This window comes from Hyphococcus sp., from assembly GCF_965267305.1.
Classification (GTDB): domain Bacteria; phylum Pseudomonadota; class Alphaproteobacteria; order Caulobacterales; family Parvularculaceae; genus Hyphococcus.
Window position 1 is genome coordinate 3,017,762 of record NZ_OZ253945.1, and the last position, 16,831, is coordinate 3,034,592.

The 16,831-nt window shown below is 61.3% G+C and carries 19 protein-coding genes; 12 read left to right on the top strand and 7 right to left on the bottom strand.

What is annotated here, in order from left to right; all coding sequences use genetic code 11:
- The first annotated feature begins 38 nt into the window (after nt 1-38).
- On the top strand, nt 39-1,145 hold the full coding sequence (locus ACQY5P_RS14495; protein WP_428407581.1) for a DUF3667 domain-containing protein: 1,107 nt from the start codon (nt 39-41) through the stop codon (nt 1,143-1,145).
- Here ACQY5P_RS14495 and tldD read toward each other — a convergent pair.
- Nucleotides 1,142-2,560 (bottom strand): metalloprotease TldD, encoded by a 1,419-nt coding sequence (tldD, locus tag ACQY5P_RS14500; protein ID WP_428407582.1) that lies wholly within the window; start codon nt 2,558-2,560, stop codon nt 1,142-1,144. The genes ACQY5P_RS14495 and tldD overlap by 4 nt on opposite strands.
- A 48-nt stretch (nt 2,561-2,608) precedes the next feature.
- Nucleotides 2,609-3,157 carry a tetratricopeptide repeat protein gene (locus ACQY5P_RS14505; protein ID WP_428407583.1) on the bottom strand — a complete coding sequence of 183 codons (549 nt, stop codon included), beginning with the start codon at nt 3,155-3,157 and terminating at the stop codon, nt 2,609-2,611.
- A 311-nt stretch (nt 3,158-3,468) separates the two neighbouring features.
- Between ACQY5P_RS14505 and ACQY5P_RS14510 the strand changes: the two genes are divergently transcribed.
- The 10 genes from ACQY5P_RS14510 (at nt 3,469) to ACQY5P_RS14555 (ending at nt 11,931) form a co-directional block, all read left to right on the top strand.
- Nucleotides 3,469-4,590: a cytochrome c oxidase subunit II gene (locus ACQY5P_RS14510; protein ID WP_428407584.1), complete on the top strand. Its 1,122-nt coding sequence runs from the start codon at nt 3,469-3,471 to the stop codon at nt 4,588-4,590.
- Between the two features lie 16 nt (nt 4,591-4,606).
- A complete protein-coding gene (ctaD, locus tag ACQY5P_RS14515) occupies nt 4,607-6,295 on the top strand; it encodes a cytochrome c oxidase subunit I (RefSeq protein ID WP_428407585.1) in 1,689 nt (562 codons plus the stop codon).
- A 199-nt stretch (nt 6,296-6,494) separates the two neighbouring features.
- Complete coding sequence (locus ACQY5P_RS14520) at nt 6,495-6,863, top strand: hypothetical protein (protein WP_428407586.1); 369 nt, start codon at nt 6,495-6,497, stop codon at nt 6,861-6,863.
- 104 nt (nt 6,864-6,967) lie between these two features.
- Nucleotides 6,968-7,897 carry a heme o synthase gene (gene cyoE, locus ACQY5P_RS14525; RefSeq protein WP_428407587.1) on the top strand — a complete coding sequence of 310 codons (930 nt, stop codon included), beginning with the start codon at nt 6,968-6,970 and terminating at the stop codon, nt 7,895-7,897.
- Between the two features lie 170 nt (nt 7,898-8,067).
- The gene (locus ACQY5P_RS14530) at nt 8,068-8,643 is read left to right on the top strand and encodes a cytochrome c oxidase assembly protein (protein ID WP_428407588.1); all 576 of its coding nucleotides are present in this window, start codon (nt 8,068-8,070) and stop codon (nt 8,641-8,643) included.
- 105 nt (nt 8,644-8,748) lie between these two features.
- Nucleotides 8,749-9,732 (top strand): cytochrome c oxidase subunit 3, encoded by a 984-nt coding sequence (locus tag ACQY5P_RS14535; RefSeq protein ID WP_428407589.1) that lies wholly within the window; start codon nt 8,749-8,751, stop codon nt 9,730-9,732.
- Nucleotides 9,733-9,765: 33 nt separating this feature from the next.
- Nucleotides 9,766-10,347, top strand: coding sequence for a hypothetical protein (locus tag ACQY5P_RS14540; protein ID WP_428407590.1), 582 nt, complete (start codon nt 9,766-9,768; stop codon nt 10,345-10,347).
- Between the two features lie 8 nt (nt 10,348-10,355).
- Complete coding sequence (locus ACQY5P_RS14545; RefSeq protein WP_428407591.1) at nt 10,356-10,724, top strand: DUF983 domain-containing protein; 369 nt, start codon at nt 10,356-10,358, stop codon at nt 10,722-10,724.
- Complete coding sequence (locus tag ACQY5P_RS14550; protein WP_428407592.1) at nt 10,725-11,438, top strand: SURF1 family protein; 714 nt, start codon at nt 10,725-10,727, stop codon at nt 11,436-11,438.
- Nucleotides 11,439-11,511: 73 nt separating this feature from the next.
- Entirely contained in the window at nt 11,512-11,931 is a 420-nt protein-coding gene (locus ACQY5P_RS14555) for a DUF2306 domain-containing protein (protein WP_428407593.1), read from the top strand.
- On the opposite strand, the gene ACQY5P_RS14560 is transcribed toward ACQY5P_RS14555, so the two are convergent.
- Genes ACQY5P_RS14560 through ACQY5P_RS14575 form a run of 4 tightly spaced genes read right to left on the bottom strand, consistent with a single transcriptional unit; the run spans nt 11,932 to nt 15,648 of the window.
- Nucleotides 11,932-12,801 carry a M23 family metallopeptidase gene (locus ACQY5P_RS14560; protein WP_428407594.1) on the bottom strand — a complete coding sequence of 290 codons (870 nt, stop codon included), beginning with the start codon at nt 12,799-12,801 and terminating at the stop codon, nt 11,932-11,934.
- Complete coding sequence (locus ACQY5P_RS14565) at nt 12,801-13,643, bottom strand: hypothetical protein (RefSeq protein WP_428407595.1); 843 nt, start codon at nt 13,641-13,643, stop codon at nt 12,801-12,803. The genes ACQY5P_RS14560 and ACQY5P_RS14565 overlap by 1 nt, the downstream gene beginning before the upstream one ends.
- Nucleotides 13,644-13,666: 23 nt before the next feature.
- Entirely contained in the window at nt 13,667-14,695 is a 1,029-nt protein-coding gene (locus ACQY5P_RS14570) for a peptidoglycan -binding protein (protein WP_428407596.1), read from the bottom strand.
- A 2-nt stretch (nt 14,696-14,697) separates the two neighbouring features.
- Complete coding sequence (locus ACQY5P_RS14575) at nt 14,698-15,648, bottom strand: hypothetical protein (protein WP_428407597.1); 951 nt, start codon at nt 15,646-15,648, stop codon at nt 14,698-14,700.
- A gap of 276 nt (nt 15,649-15,924) precedes the next feature.
- On the opposite strand from ACQY5P_RS14575, the gene ACQY5P_RS14580 reads away from it, so the two are divergent.
- On the top strand, nt 15,925-16,278 hold the full coding sequence (locus ACQY5P_RS14580) for a hypothetical protein (protein ID WP_428407598.1): 354 nt from the start codon (nt 15,925-15,927) through the stop codon (nt 16,276-16,278).
- A gap of 70 nt (nt 16,279-16,348) precedes the next feature.
- Here ACQY5P_RS14580 and ACQY5P_RS14585 read toward each other — a convergent pair whose 3' ends face one another.
- Nucleotides 16,349-16,825, bottom strand: a complete 477-nt coding sequence (locus ACQY5P_RS14585) for a nuclear transport factor 2 family protein (protein WP_428407599.1) — start codon at nt 16,823-16,825, stop codon at nt 16,349-16,351.
- Nucleotides 16,826-16,831: the final 6 nt, after the last annotated feature.

A 16,831-nucleotide genomic window follows, 5' to 3' on the forward strand; every position in this document is an offset into this window, starting at 1 on the left:
CCGCTTTTTGTTAGCTTTGCAAACAGAGGGGCGGGCAAATGAGTGAAATCGATGACATAGAGGGCGGCGGCGAGCCGGACGGTACGCCGCTGGCGCCCAGCGGGCTCACGGAAGCGGCGGTGGCGGCTGGCGCGGCGTGCCTCTCCTGCGGCGGCGACGCGCGCGGGGCGTATTGCTCCTCCTGCGGACAAAAGAGCGACGATCTCAGGCGCAGTTCTTTCGTTCTGGCGCGCGATTTCCTGCGCGACACGTTCGGGTTCGATTCTCGCATGTGGCGGACGCTCGGCCTCCTCGCGATTGCGCCGGGCCGGGTGCCGAAGGACTACGCCCATGGCAGGCGCTCGCGCTTCACGCCGCCGGTCCGGCTGTTTCTGGTCATCAGCTTTTTGTTCTTTCTCACCATCGGCCTTACCAACACGCTGTTTGTCGGGCTTGAGGTCGAGTTCAGGGATGTGGATGAAGAGAGGCTGGCGCAGGCGGTTAAGCAAGCGGAAGAAGCGGGCGTGACGCTCGACCCGCAAACCGCCGGCCGGTGCAGCTTTCAGGGCCGGCTGCGTTTCTTCGTTAAAGAAAAAGATCTTGAAAACGATCTGGAGCGTGTCGATGAATGTATCGGCGATGCGCAACGCCAAGTGCGTGAAAACACCGCCGCGGCCACTGCGTCTGCGGACAAGCCTGTCGACGAGGCGGAGATAGAAGAAGCGACGCAAACCGTCTCGCGCGTCTTCACCGGACTTAACTGGGCGGTCGCCACTCCCCGCGAATTCAATGACAGTTTCAATGACTGGCTGCCGCGCGTGATGTTCTTCATGACGCCGGTGCTGGCGCTTATTCTTGGCCTGTTCCTACGGCGCGGCATTCTGCTTTTCGATCATCTGGTCCTGTCGTTTTACACCCACGCGGCGGGCTTCGCGGTGATCGGCCTTAGCCTCATCCTGACTCAGCTTGGCGCCCCCTATATGGGGCTCGCGGCCTTCGCGATTATGTCGGTCTATTACATCGCCGTTTTAAAACGCGCTTACGGGCGTGGCTGGGTGAAGACAATCTGGACAGCGGCGATGTCCGGAGTGCTTTATCTGTCGATCCTGTTCGGAATCGTAACGGCGATCCTGTTGAATATCGTCTGGCAGGCGACGGCGGGTTAGGCCGCGGCGCCGCCGACGGTGAGGCGGTCGATCTTGATGGTCGGCTGGCCGACGCCCACGGGCACGCCCTGTCCGGCCTTGCCGCAGACGCCGACGCCAGGATCGAGTTTGAAGTCGTTGCCGATCATCGAGACCTTGGTGAGAACGCTCGGCCCGTCGCCGATGAGCGCCGCGTTTTTGATTGGCGCGCCGACTTTCCCGTCTTTGACGCGATAGGCTTCGGTGCAGTTGAAGACGAACTTGCCTGACGTGATGTCCACCTGTCCGCCGGAAAAATTCACCGCGTAAATCCCGTTCTTCACGGTACGGAGGATTTCTTCCGGGTCCTTGTCGCCGGCCAGCATGAAGGTGTTGGTCATGCGCGGCATGGGCTGGTGCGCGAAGCTCTCGCGCCGGCCGTTGCCGGTCGCAGCCACGCCCATGAGGCGCGCATTGAGGCGGTCCTGCAGATAGCCTTTCAAAATGCCGTCCTCGATCAAGGTCGTGCGCGAGGTCGGGGTGCCTTCATCGTCGACGGTCAAGGAGCCGCGGCGGCCGGAGATCGTGCCGTCATCGACCACGGTGACGCCGGGCGCGGCGACGCGCTCGCCGATGCGGCCGGCGAAGGCGGAGGTGCCCTTGCGGTTGAAATCGCCTTCGAGCCCGTGGCCAACCGCTTCGTGGAGGAGGACGCCGGTCCAGCCGGGTCCGAGGACCACTTCCATTTCGCCCGCGGGCGCGGCTTCCGCCTCGAGATTGACCAGGGCCTGACGCAGGGCCTCGTCGACCTGGGCCTGCCAGGCGTCGGGGGTGATGAAGCGGGCGTAGCCCTCGCGGCCGCCGGCGCCGTAGCTGCCGGATTCCTGACGGTCGCCCTCGCCTGCGGTCACGGAGACGTTGAGGCGCACCAAAGGCCTGAAATCCCTGATGATTTCGCCGCCGGGGCGGAGAATTTCGACGGCTTCCCAGGAGCCGGAGAGGGAGCATGAGACCTGGCGGACGCGGGGGTCGCGGGCCCGCGCATATTCGTTGATGTCAGCGAGCAGCTTCGCCTTTTCCTCGAAGCTTTCGGCCCCGAGCGGGTTGTCTTCCGGATAGAGCTTGGCGTTGGTGCGCGACGGCCCGTCGGCGAGAGTCCCCCCGCGGCCCGATTTCACCGCCTGAACCGCCCCGGCGGCGCGCTTCAGCGCGGCCTCGGAAAGCTCCGAAGCATGGGCGTAACCCGTTGATTCTCCAACGACTGCACGCAGGCCGAAGCCCTGATTGACGTCGAAATTGGCGGTTTTCAGCCGGTTATCGTCGAAAACGAACGCTTCGGACTGGCCGTATTCGAGGTAAAGCTCGCCGTCATCGGCGCCTTTGAGCGCGTCGTCGAGGATCGATTGGGTGCGGTCGCGGTCGAGATCGGTGCGGGAGAAAAAATAGGAATTTGTCATAGGGGCCGATGTAAGCCGCGCGAGGCTGCCCCGCAATCGGAAAGCGGCTCAAATCCCCGCGCTGGGCGCTGCGACGACGCCTGCATTGATGCGCGAGGGCAGCTTGGAGCGCTCATAAATCGGCTTTTTCAGCTCCTCGAGCCGCCGCCGGGCGGTTTCGTTGTCCGGATTGAAGGCGAGAGCGGATTCGTAGTCGATGCGGGCGAGCCGCTCGGCGTTCGCCGCTTCATACGAAAGGCCGCGATTGACCAGCACCTTGGCCTTTACATGGATATCGAGATCGAGCGCCGCCGAAAAATCCTCAATGGCGTCTTCATAATCGCCCAGATTGTAACGGATGACGCCGCGGTTCACATGGGCGATCGCCGTCAGTCTTGGCGTCAGGGCTTCGTTTTCAAGGGCGAGATTGCAGGGCCGCAACAGCGCGTAATCAGCGCCCCCGTCGCGGGCGTTTTGGTAGCAATCGTCGAAATAAGGGATAGTATTCTCAATCACGGTTTTGAAGACCAAGGCGTCGTCTTTCGCACCCTGGCTTGGCCCTGCCTGTCCAAGCGCAGAGAAGGCCATCGCCGCCCAAAGCCCTAGGTTGAGCGTCATCTCGCGCCTCCCTTCGCTGAAGCTTTCCGCGAGCCTAGCGGAATCAGCGTCTTATCGCCAGCGCGCGCGCGGCGATGCTGCGACCATTTTTCCCTCGCCAGCGCGATGACGGGCCGCCTGTTGGAGGCTTATAAGCGGCGCCAGATCGGTTGATCGAAAGGTTTGACCTTGGCGCTCGGGCAGGCGTATCGAAGCGGCAAGTTTTAGCATGGCCGGCCCTTTTTCCGGGACCGGCGACAGGCGCGGGATGCGACATGAATAAAATTTCCTCTGGGAAAAAAATTATCTCTGGGCTTTTCGGACTGAGCGTGATGACGGCGTCCGCCGCCTACGCTCTGCCCAAGCCCGGCGGGATCGACATGCAGCCGGCGGCGTCGGCCCTCGCCGAAGAAGTGCATTTCTTCCACAACGGCATTTTGATGCCCGTCATGACCGGGATCAGCCTTCTGGTGCTGGCGCTGCTGATCTGGGTGATGATCCGTTACAATTCCAAATCGAACCCGGTCGCCAAGAAATTCAGCCACAACACCCTTGTTGAAGTCATTTGGACCGGCATACCGATTCTTATTCTTCTCGCCATTGCGCTTCCTTCGTTTGAACTTCTGTTCAAGGAAGGCGTGACGCCTGACGGCAAACAGGTGGTGGCGCGCGGCGACGGCCAGACCGTCGATTTCGTGTTCGACAACGACTTTCCCGAAAGCCGCATGGTCAAGCGCGCCGATCATCTTCAGGTGATCCTCGACACTGGCGCCGAGCGGCGCACGCTCAAAAACCGTCAGGACTTCACCGTTGAAGGCTGGGGCGAGCCCGAACTCGTCGTATCGCTGAACGAACCGGCGCCCCGCGGCGCCAGCGTTATTTTGCGCGGCGGCCGGTCGACGCAGAATGTTTCCGACTGTCCCATGGCCAAGCGCTATGTCGACGGCTGCGACAAGGAAGTCGTTCTCGCGCCGACCATGACGTTGAAGGTGAACGGCTATCAGTGGGGCTGGACCTATTCCTATCCGGATTTCGGCGATTTCGAATATTCCTCGAACATGCTGCCGGAAGATCAGACGACGGCGGCGCTCTACCGTTTTGAAGTGGACAACCGCGTCGTCGTTCCCGTGGGCGAAACCATCCGCGTGACGACGACGGCGCGCGACGTCATCCACTCCTGGGCGCTGCCGAACTTCGCGCTCAAGATCGACGCGGTGCCGGGCCGGTTCAACGAAACCTGGTTCCGCGCTGAAGAAGAAGGCGTTTATTACGGGCAATGTTCCGAGATCTGCGGCGTCCGGCATTCGTTTATGCCAATCGCAGTCGAGGTCGTCTCCCGTCCGAAATTCGAAGCATGGGTCGACAGCCAGCGCGCACTCGCCGGGCTCGATCCCATGTTTGGCGATAACAATGTGAAGCTCGCGCAGGCCGACGCCGGCGCTTCGGCTGAATAAAGAAGGGCAGACACCAATGGCTGACGCACACGCACACGGCGCCCATCACGACGCCCACGATCACACTCCGCCTTTCTTCGTTCGCTGGTTCTTCTCCACGAACCACAAGGACATCGGCACGCTCTATCTGATCTTTGCGATCATCGCTGGCATTGTCGGCGGCGCCATGTCGGGCCTCATGCGCTGGGAGCTTGCAGAGCCCGGCGTGACGATCCTGACGCAGTGGACGGCGGCCAATCCCGCCGACGTGCAGCCCGACGAATATGCGGCGGCCTATAATTTCTACAACGTGCTGACGACCTATCACGGCCTCATCATGATCTTCTTCATGGTGATGCCCGCCCTTATCGGCGGCTTCGGCAACTGGTTCGTGCCGATCATGATCGGCGCGCCGGACATGGCCTTCCCGCGGATGAACAATATTTCGTTCTGGCTCTATGGCGCGTCGGGCATTCTCATCACCATGTCGCTGTTTGTGCCCGGCTACGGCTCCAATCTCGGTTTCGGCGGCGGCTGGGTGCTCTATCCGCCGCTCTCTTCAAGCACCGGCAACCCCGGACCGGCGATGGATCTTCTGATCCTGTCGCTGCACCTCGCGGGCGCCTCGTCGATCCTCGGGGCCATCAACTTCATCACGACGATCTTCAACATGCGCGCCCCGGGCATGACGTTGCACAAGATGCCGCTCTTCGCCTGGGCGGTGCTCGTGACGGCGTTCCTCCTGGTGTTGTCGCTTCCGGTTCTCGCGGGCGCGATCACCATGCTCTTGACCGACCGCAATTTCGGCACGTCCTTCTTCGACGCGGCCGGCGGCGGCGACCCGCTCCTCTTCCAGCATCTCTTCTGGTTCTTCGGCCATCCGGAAGTCTACATCCTCATCCTTCCGGCTTTCGGCATCATCAGCCACATCGTCTCGACCTTCTCGAGGAAGCCGATCTTCGGCTATCTCGGCATGGCCTACGCCATGGTGGCGATCGGCTTTGTCGGCTTCATCGTCTGGGCGCACCATATGTATACTGTGGGCCTTTCGGTGAACATGAAGGCCTATTTCGTGGCGGCGACCATGGTCATCGCCGTCCCGACGGGCATCAAAATCTTCTCATGGATCGCCACCATGTGGGGCGGCTCGATCCAGTTCAAGACGCCCATGGTCTGGGCTATCGGCTTCATCTTCCTCTTCACAGTGGGCGGCGTCACCGGCGTGCTTCTCGCCAATGCCGGCATCGACCACTACATGCACGACACCTATTACGTCGTCGCGCACTTCCACTACGTCCTGTCGCTCGGCGCCGTCTTCGGGATTTTCGCGGGCTGGTACTACTGGTTCCCGAAAATGACCGGCAAGATGTACCGCGAGATCCTCGGCCAGCTGCATTTCTGGGTGATGTTCATCGGCGTGAACATGATCTTCTTCCCGCAGCATTTCCTCGGCCTTCAGGGCATGCCGCGCCGTTATATCGACTACCCGGAAGCCTTCGCCTACTGGCACGGGATTTCCTCCCTCGGCTACGCCGTGACGCTTGTCGGCATGGTCGTTTTTGTTATTGCGATGATCGACGCGTTCTTCCTTTACGGGAAAAAAGCGCCGGCTAATCCGTGGGGCGAAGGCGCAACGACGCTCGAATGGACGCTGCCGTCTCCGCCGCCTTTCCACCAGTTCAACGAACTGCCGCGCTTCGACAAGAACGCTGCGGAATTCCACTAGGAATTGTCTCCGATCGACAAACCCCGCCCGGCGCCGCCGCGGCGGGGTTTTTCTTTGCGCGTTGAAAAACCTTCACGAATTCAAGGGCTCATTCGGCTGGAAAGGCGCGGGGGAATCCGTTAATATTCATTAACCATGAGAGGCAACCATCCGCCCGGAAAGGCGTTGCGGGCGGGGCGAGACATGAAGTGGAGGGGACATGCTTGAGACCATCATCAATGATGTGACGGGGATTTTCAGAGGCACATTTCTCAATGGCGACATGATCGCGCTGGTCATCGCGTTCGGCTCCGTGCTGGTGGCGTCGCTGTTGATGCGCCGCGGCACGCAGATCGGCTCCATGACCCTCCTGGCGCTGGTGCTGTTCGCGCTGGGCGGTTTCCTGCGCGGCTATTTCCGCGGCGCGGCGCCGGAAGCGACCTATGGCGACCGCGCCGTGTGGCAGCTCGAATCGAGCTGGACGCATTTCATGAATTTGCAGGCGGGAACGCTGCTCGCCTATTTCATCGCGTTCATGTTCCTGATCCTCGTCCTTTTCGGGGTGCGTTCGGTTTTCGGCCGGTCCTAGGAATAGAAGGCGATTGGCGGACTTAATGGGCGACGGCGGCGAAATGCGCCGCCGCCGTCTTGTTTTTATTCCCTTTCACGCCCCTTTGCGGCATAAGCCGCCGCATGAGCGACGCTGCAATGAAATCTGAGCCCTACACGTTGGCCGGACAGACCTACTCCCTTGCGGGACCGGGGGACTATTTCGCGCTGCTGAAGCCGCGGGTGATGTCGCTGGTGATCTTCACCGCCTTTGTCGGCATGGTTGCGGCGCCGGGAGAGCTCAATCCGGTCCTTGCGGTTATTTCCCTCTTCGCCATCGCTGTCGGGGCCGGCGCCTCGGGCGCGCTCAACATGTGGTGGGATGCGGATATCGACGCCGTCATGGCGCGCACCGCCGGCCGGCCGATCCCGGCGGGCCGCGTGCCCCGCGCGGAAGCGGCGGCGTTCGGCGGCTTCCTGTCGGCGCTTTCGGTGGCGCTGTTGGCGCTCGCCTCGAACTATCTCGCCGCCGGGCTCCTCGCCTTCACCATCTTCTTTTACGTCGTCATTTATTCCATGTGGTTGAAGCGCCTGACGCCCCAGAACATCGTCATCGGCGGCGCCGCGGGCGCATTGCCGCCAGTGGTGGGCTGGGCGGCCGCCTCGGGAACGGCGCCGCTTGAGCCGTGGGTTCTCTTCGCCATCATCTTCCTGTGGACGCCGCCGCATTTCTGGGCGCTCGCCCTTTTCAGGCATGGCGATTATGAGCGCGCGGGCGTTCCCATGATGCCGGTCGCCAAGGGCGAAAAATCCACCCGGCTTCAGATTTTCATTTACGCGCTCATCCTCGCCGCGGCGGGCCTCGCCCCATTTGTTCTCGGCATGGCTGGCGCTCTTTATCTCGCGGTCAGCGCGAGCCTTGGCGCCGGTTTTGTCTGGCTCTCCTGGAAAGTTTTCCGGGCGGATGAGGGCGACTACGGCTCTGCCCAGAAACTCTTCGGATTTTCAATCCTTTATCTTTTTGCGCTTTTCGCCGCATTGCTTGTCGAGGCCGTGGCGGCGACTTATCTGTGAATGCCGCCGCCAGCGATAAGGCGGGGCGGGGAAGAACGATGACGCCGGAAGAACAAAAACAGCAAAAGCGCCGCAATCTGGCGATCGCCCTGTCGCTCGGGGCGTTCATGCTGATCGTTTTTCTGGTGACGATCCTGAAGCTTAGCGCCAATGTTTAGGACTTTTGGGCGATGACCATCGACAGCGCCAGCCGCAACCGCAAGACCGCCATGATCGTTTCAGGCGTCGTCGCGGGCATGGTCGCCATGTCCTTCGCAGCGGTTCCCGCCTATCGCGCCTTCTGCCAGGTCACCGGCTGGGGCGGCACCACCCAGCGCGCCGAAGCGGAGGCAGGCGAAGTGCTGGAGCGGTCGGTGACCGTGCGCTTCGATGCGGCGGTCAGCAATGGGCTCTCCTGGCGGTTCAAACCGGAACAGGTCTCCCAGACCCTTCATATCGGCGAGACCGGGCTTGCCTTTTACGAGGCGGAAAACCGCTCCTCCCGGCCCGTGACCGGCCGGGCGAGTTTCAATGTGACCCCCGCCAAGGCCGGCATCTATTTCAAGAAAATCGAGTGTTTCTGCTTCACCGAGCAGACGCTGCAGCCCGGCGAGACGGTGTCCATGCCCGTCACCTATTTCGTCGATCCGAAGCTCGCCAAAGACGCCAATCTCGACGACGTCCAGACCATCACGCTCGCCTACACCTTTTTCCCCTGGGATGACGCTGACGCCGGGGCTGGCGGCGGAGAAACTGCGGCCGAATAGCGCGGCGGGGGCGGCCCTCAAACCGGTCTCAGCGCTTGGATTTTCAGCCCGCCCCAGTATAGAACCCTCTGACCAATTTCAGGATTCGCTGCAGAGGGACCTGCCATGGCCGGCGCCGAAGTCAAACACGAATACCACCTCGTCAATCCGTCTCCCTGGCCGCTGGTCGGTTCGATCTCCGCGGGAATCATGATGATCGGCGCTGTTGCGTGGATGAATTCCGGCGCAGGCGAGTGCGGCATTCTTATCGGCGGCGCCGTTCCCGGCGAGGATTGCAGCGCGAAGATTTTCGCGCTTTCGGGCAACTGGCTGTTCATGCTCGGCTTCGCCGGCGTGATCGTGACCATGATCGGCTGGTGGCGCGACATCATCGGCGAAAGCCTTCGGGGCGAAAACACCTCGACGGTTGTGCGTCTCGGCCTGCGCTACGGCATGCTTTTGTTTATCGCCTCGGAAGTGATGTTCTTCGCCGCATGGTTCTGGGCGTTTTTCGGCGCCGCGCTGTTCCCGACGGCGTTTGAGCCTGTAATCCTGTCGGACGGCGCGCAAATGCTCAATCCCAACGGCGATCCCGCCTTCATCGGCAATGACGGCCGCATGCACGCCATCGGCGGCGTCTGGCCGCCGGTCGGCGTTGAGCCGCTTTCGGCCTGGGGCCTGCCGCTTCTCAATACGCTGATCCTCTTGCTGTCAGGCACCACCGTGACCTGGGCGCATTACGCCGTTCAGCACAATGATCAAAAAGGCCTCGTCAACGGTCTTATCCTCACCATCATTCTTGGCGCACTTTTCAGCGCGCTTCAGGCGGTCGAATATTACGAGGCATTGAGCCTCGGCATGTTCAAATTTTCCGGCGGCGGCATTTACGGCGCGTCTTTCTTCATGGCGACGGGCTTCCACGGCCTCCACGTCATCATTGGGACCATCTTCCTGATCGTCTGTCTCTTCCGGGCGCTTGCCGGGCATTTCACGCCGGAGCGGCATTTCGGTTTCGAATGCGCCGCCTGGTACTGGCACTTCGTCGACGTGGTCTGGCTGTTCCTCTTCGCCTTCATCTACGTCCTCGGCAATCAGGGGCTTTTGTCCTAAGCTAGCTGTGCAGCAGCCAGGGGAGGGCGGCTCATGCGCTCTCTGACGCATCTTCGTTTTTTCATCGCATCCGCCGCAGCGATGCTGCTTGGCGGATGCCTTGTTTCTGACCTGCCGGTGCTCGATTCAAAGACCGGCAAGGCGCGGCCCATTAGCGAGGGCGATTATCTCGCCTGCCCTCTCGAAAATGGCGAGATCGCCGACGGCGCCGAGTGCGACCGCTTCCATGTGGAGCGCACGGCGAACGGCGAATATGTCTTTGTCGAGGGGGGCGATTCCGAGCCGGCGCGTCTGCGGTTCCGGAAGGTCGCGCGGGACGGCTATGCGGTGCAGTCGGCGGAAAGCGACAGTTTCGTCTACTATTACGGCAAGACCCGGAGTGGCGGGCTCTTGCTCGTCATGATGAACTGCCCGGAGCTTCCGTCCGACTTGAGGGCGCGGCTGATCTCACGCGGCGACCTTGAAACTGACGACGAGGATTTCGAAGTCTGCAAGGTGAAGACATTGCGGGGGTTGGTGGAAGCGGCGCAAGCCTATCACCGCGGCGATGCAAGCCAGATGAAGGACGCCGCAATTCTGATTACGCCCGCGCCGCCCCTGGCAGAAATGGAATAGACAGTCTCGTGACATATTATCCGCCCATCTCGCCCTACGCCGCCGGATTCGGCGCCAAATGTCCGCGCTGCGGTCAGGGGAAACTCTTTGGCGGGTTTTTGAAACTGGCGCCGGCTTGCGAGGTTTGCGGGCTCGATTACGCCAAGGCGGACTCAGGCGACGGTCCGGCGGTGTTTGTCATTTTCATTGTCGGCTTTCTCGCTGTGGCGCTCGCGTTCATCGCCCGCTTCGTCTGGTATGCGCCCATCGGCGTGGCGCTCGGGATAAGCATGCTTTTCGCCGTGGTCCTGATCCTCGGTCTCCTGCGTCCGTTAAAGGCGACGTTGGTCGCGTTGCAATACGCCAACAAGGCCGAAGAAGGCCGTCTCGACCAATAGATGAGCGCGTACCGGTTTCAGTTCCGCCCTGTGCTGACCGTCGTCGGCGCGATCGCGCTTGCGATCCTCATTGCACTCGGCGCTTGGCAATTGCGCCGTCTTGAATGGAAACAGGATCTCATCGCGCAGGTTGAAGCGCGCACAAACGCGGACCCCATTCCCTTCGCTGTGGCCCTGCGCCGTGCAGAAGCGGGCGAGAACATGGAATATGCGCCGGTTCTTGTCGAAGGCGAGTTGCGCGCCGATCAGGAAGCGCGGGTTTTCGGAACCTATGACGGCCAGCCCGGCGCCTATATTTTCGCGCCGCTCGAAACCGGCGACGGCGCCGTCTACGTCAATCGCGGATTTGCGCCGCAGAAGCTTCTTTCCGCTCCCTGTTTTTGTGATAGCGCACTGGACGCCGGCGCTGTCACCGGTCTTTTCCGCTACGCCGAAAATCCTGTCCCGCCGGCCTCCTGGTTTCAGCCGGCGGGAAAGTCCGCAGACGGATTATGGTTCGTGCGCAACCCGGGATTGTTCGCCGCCGATGCGGAGATTGATGCGTCGCCCTATTATATCGACCAGTTCGCCGTCGAAGGCCGCGACTGGCCGAAAGGCGGAACGACGCGTCTCGATTTCTCCAACCGCCATCTCGAATATGCGCTCACCTGGTTCGGGCTCGCCGCGACGCTTGTCGGCGTATGGATCGCTTTTTCCTTGAAAAAGCGGGACTAGGGAGTTAACTTTAAAAAACAAAGTGAACTGCGGCGCCGAGGCGAAGTCATCCTTCGGCGCGGGGAGGACCGTCATGTCGTTGCAGCCATTGCTCGACGCGCCATGGATTATTCAGGCGCACGCCTACGCCGCGTTTGCCGCATTCATTCTCGGCGTCGTTCAGCTTGCAGCGCCCAAGGGAAGCCTGCCGCACAAGAGGCTGGGCGCAGTCTGGATCGTCTTAATGACGGTCATCACGATCAGCAGCATCTTCGTGCGGCCGTCGCTATATCCCGGCCTGCCGCTCGCGCAATGGTTCTCATTTATTCACATTTTCACGGTGCTGACGGCTTACGGCATCGTCAGCGGCATGAGGCTGCTCTTAAAAGGCGGGCCGTCGCTGAAATATCATGCGCGCCCCTTTATCGGCATCTTCATCGGCGGGTTGATCGTCGCCGGCGCCTTCGCCTTCATGCCTGGCCGCATCATGCATGACGTGGCGTTTGGCGGCTGATCACTCGGTGCGCAGTTTTCTCTCATAGGCGCTGACAAGCGTCATGTAGGGATTGACCTGATCGAAGACAGGATCCGTTTCCTCATCCGGCGCATAGTTCTGATACATCTCGAAATGCAAGTGATAGGTGGTGGGCACAAGCTCCCCGGCGGAGTTGTAAAAGTCGTTTGAGACTTTGCCGATGCGCTGGCCTTTCGTCACGAACTGGCCGTCAACTACCGCGAGCTGATCCATTTTCAAATGCAGATAGCGGTAGAGCGTTCCGTCTTCGGTCTGCAGGCGCACGGTGTATTGCGATCCGTCGAGCCCGACGATGCGTCCGTCCTCAACCGCGACAGCCCAGTGGGTTGCGCCCGATTGCGGGATGCAGGTGGCGGGGCGGATGTCGACGCCCTCATGACCGCCCGTGGGGCACATGATCTGCGAGCGCGAGCGCGACTCGCAGAACGTGTCCTGCCAGGGATAGTCGTAATTATCCGCCTCGCACTGGCCGCCATTCATCCCGTTAATGGCGCCCTGGCTGCCGCCATAGCGGTAGACCTGGCTGTTCAGGAACGCTGCATCCTCTAGGGGAAAAAGAATGTCAGGGCGATAGATTGTGGTGTCCTGATGGCCCGGCCCGGAATTGGGAAGGAGTTCGCCGACAGGCACATAGCTGAACTCGCGGCCTTCGCTGTCCTCAAGAAATTCTTCTTCCGGAAGCGGGTCCGGCTCCTCCGGATCGGGGTCGATCGGGTCCGGCTCCATGGGATCGCCCGGTTCCTCCGGACCCGGATCGACTGGGTCGGGAACTTCGCCGCCGGGCTGGTCGCAGGCGGCGATGGAAAGGGAAAGGAAAAACGCAAGCAGAGTTTTTTGAAAAGCGCTCATTATTCGCCTCCCGCCAGTTCAGGGTTTGCGAGGATCATCGACTGCGCCAGGCCTGTGACGTATTCATCGGCTGCGCAGCGCGGATCGCCGCCGGGATCGCCGCATTCGACCGTCATGACGTAACCGCAGCCGAATTTCGAAAAGCTCAGATCGACGCCGAAATCATTACGGCTGATCTGATAGCTGGCGCCGGTGCCCGCAAGCCGTCGGGGGCTTTCGGAGATGCGTTTGCGGAATTCAACGACATCCGGATCGCCGCCGACCACGCGGTTGCAGGTGCCGGAGATCAGGAGCCGCGCTTCGGAATCGATCCTTGCCGTCGCCGTATAAATGTTCTCCATGCCGTAAACCTTCATGGCGTCCCGCAGCTGCGCGGGCAACAGAACCGGAATGCGCGCGCGCTCAACCTCGCGAACATCGGCGCTCCTGAGGCGTTCCGCCGGCATCGACCTGATGCCCGGCGGCGGCGGTTCCGGCGCTGTATCCCGGGGCGCTGCGGCGAAGTTTTGATTGGAAAGGTCGCGGATGGCGGCCGTATCGCGTTCGGCGTCTTCCGCTTCCGTGCGTCTCAAATCTTCACGCAGAGCCTCAAGATTAGGTCGCCGGGAAACGGTGCGGGCGCGGTCGTCGCGCTCATCCGAGGCGGCGCGCAAGGCGGCGGCGAGATTGCGCCGAGGAATGCGTTTGGCTTTTGCGCGCAGCTCCTCGGCGATGATGCGCGGATCGGGCGGATTTTGCGCCGCTTCTTCTTCCGAAGTTCGTTCGTCGGATCGGGTTTGCGCGAACACGACGCCCCCGGTCAGCGCCGCCGCCCCTGCGGCAAGCATCAGCAATTTCTTCATGACCCACCCCCGTATTGAGCGCGTCAGCGCTCCGTCAGCTTGAACTCGATGCGCCGGTTCTGCGCGAGCGCCGAGGCCGAATAGCCGGACACCAGCGGCGCAGCGGAGCCGGAGCCGGTGGCGAGGAGGCGCCGTTCCGGCACGCCGCGGCTCTGAAGATATTGTACCACCGAAATCGCGCGCTGTGCGGAAAGATCGAGGTTGGAATCGAATACGGCGCGGCAGGAGGGGCCGAGCGGCGAGGCGTCAGCGTGGCCGTCGACCCGCAGGACCCAGTTCACCTCCGCCGGAATATCGCCCTGAATGTCGAGAAGCGCGCTGGCGAGTTTGTCGAGCTCCACCTTGCCAGCCTCGCCCAGCGTCGCCGAGCAGGAGCCGAACAGGATGTCGCTTTCGAAAATAAAACGGTCGCCGACAACCTTGATGTCGGTGCGGTCGCCCAGCGCCTCACGCAAGGCTTCGAAAAACCGCGAGCGCACTTCCTGCAACTCCTGCACCTTGCGGGCGAGGGCGGCGTTGAGGCGCTGAGACAGATTTTCGATCTGCGCCTGCTGTTCCTTGTCTTTTGCTTCCGCGGCGTCCAGCGCTTCCTGCAGGCTCGCGAGCTGACGACGCAGCGCCGCGATCTGCGCATTCAGCGTCGCGATCTCGCTCTTTTGTTCTTCCGAAAGCGCTTTTTCCGCTTCGAGTTCTTCTGCCGACGCAGCGACGGCGGCCTGGCTCGTCGCAAGCGCGGCGGCGAGGCCCGCAAGCTCATCGTCCTTTTTTGCGATCGTGTCTTCGAGCGACAGAACCTGCGCCTGCAGCCGGTCGCGTTCCGATTGCGCGAGCCCGAGCTGGTCGTTCAGGGAATTGATCTGCGCAATCAGGCGCGCGAGTTCGGAATCCTTGTCGGCGAGTTCCTGCTTCACGACATTCAACCGGTCGCCGAGATAGAACTGCGCCACGACAAAAATCGACAGGACGAACATCAGGACAAGCAGCAGCGTCGACAGGCCGTCGACAAAGCCCGGCCAGATATTGGCCTCGCTGCGGGTGCGCCGTCGCGCCATGACTATTCTCCGCGGCCTACGCGAATAAGGGTCCGGTTGAGCGCCCGGATTTCGTCTTTCAGTTCGGCGGTCTGGCCGGCGGCGGCCTTGATCTGGGTTTCCGTGTTGGCGGCGAGGGCGGCCTCAAGCGCCTGGATGGCGCCCACAAGATCGCCGTCCGCGATGTCGCCGGAATAGGTCGCGCCGCCCTTGCCAGCCGCGCGCACGGTTTCGGTCATGCCCGCGAGCCAGTCCTCAAGATCCGTATAGAAACGGTTTTGCGACTGCCCGGCCTGCAAATCGAGAAAGCCGACGATCAGGCTGCCGCCGAGACCGAAGAGCGACGATGAAAACGCCGTGCCCATGCCGGAGAGGGGCTCGCGCAGATTTGCAATCAGCTGTGAGACCGCGTCTTCCGCAGCCCCGCCCGTGTTCGCAAGGCCGTTGATCGTGTCGGCGACGGCGTTGACCGTTTCGAGAAGTCCCCAGAAGGTGCCGAGGAGGCCGAGAAACACCAGAAGGTTCATGAGATAGCGGCCCATTTCGCGGCCTTCATCCATCCGTGTGCCGATGGAATCGAGAATGGCGCGCGTCGATTCCGGCGACAGCTTGCCAGCGCGCGTGTCCGCATCGAGGAGCAGCCGCGACATGGCCCCGATAAGATTCGGCGCGCGCGGAAGCCGCGACCGTGCGGGGTCGACCGACTCGCGGAAAGCCTCGACCCAGCGCACCGCTGGATCGATCACGCCGGCCTGGCGCAGATTGTAGATGATGCCGATGGCGAGGACGCCGAGGATGAGGCCGTTGAGCGCCGGGTTCGCCTCGAACGCATCGAGAAGAAGCGGGGAAGGCTGCGGGCTCCAGGGCGAGAGATAGTAAACGATCGCGCCCACGACGAGCAGGAACAGCAACATGTTCATGATGTAGCGACCGGGCCGGACAAACTTGACCGACCGTTCCAGCGAGCGCGCCATGGATTACCCCTTGCTCTTAACGACCCCGTGCGATGGTTACATTATTCAAAAAGCGCGCCGCGGCCTATGGCTGAAGCCGTCAAAGCGGCATTTCTTGGGGCGGTTTTTCCCCTTGATCCTGTTCAACAATTTTGTCGCGCACCCAGTGCGCAAAATTGTTGCGCACATTTTGCGCATTTTTCTTGACATGACAGTTAGATGACATGTATATGACAGTTTAGTGACATCGCTGTCATATTTGGAAACGCATAATTCTCAAACGAAAGGGAGCGTAAAATGAAGATAAAACAAGCTCTTGCCGGGATCGCCGCCAGCCTCGCCTTTGGCGCCTTTGCGATCGCCGCTGATTTTGGTTCCGCGCCGTCGGACTATGAGGCGCTGACGGTTGAATATTTCGGGGAGCGCCTGACCGATCCGCGCTCCGCCCGCTACGATTTCGTGGGCGAGCCTTACCAGGTCTTCGCCGATCTGCGCGGCTATCAGGGCGTCCCTTGTTGGGCGGTCGATGTTCGCGTGAAGGCGAAAATGCCCAATGGCGATCTTGGCGGCTATGTGCCCTACACGGTGCTCTTCCTCGACGGCGAAGCGATCGCCCTTGAGGCGGACGTGATCCGGATGGTCAAAGCCTAATCCACCGGCATCCGGAATGAAAAAACGCCGCCCTATGGGCGGCGTTTTTTGTTGCCTAAAACGTCAGTGTCTAGAACATTGTATTGTCATTCGCCGAGTCTTCTGGAACGGCCTGAACCACATTCCAGTGCTCGACGAATTTTCCATCCTGCATTCTGAAAATATTGATGACGGCGTTGCCTAAGGCGTCGTCCGCCGAACTTTTTGAATGCAGATGGATCCAGACAAGATCGCCGTCGGCGGCCATGCGTTTGATCTCGATTGTCTTATCCGGATTTCTTTCAAGTCTCGCCGCGAAAGTGTTGAGCACGGCCTCTTTTCCGTCAGGAAGCCAGGGCGTGTGTTGGATATAGGTCTCGCCAAAACATTCCCGCTCAGCCGTTTCAAGATCGTGATGCTTTTCGAGAAGCTCCATGCAGTAGACGGCCTTTTTCAGATTCGCCGCCTCCAGTTTGGTTTGCGTTTCGCTGCCGGCGGCGCACGCCCCAAGCACTGCAGCAGATAATGCCACAGCAAGGGCGCGCGAGACCGACGGCGAAAATTTCAAAGGCAC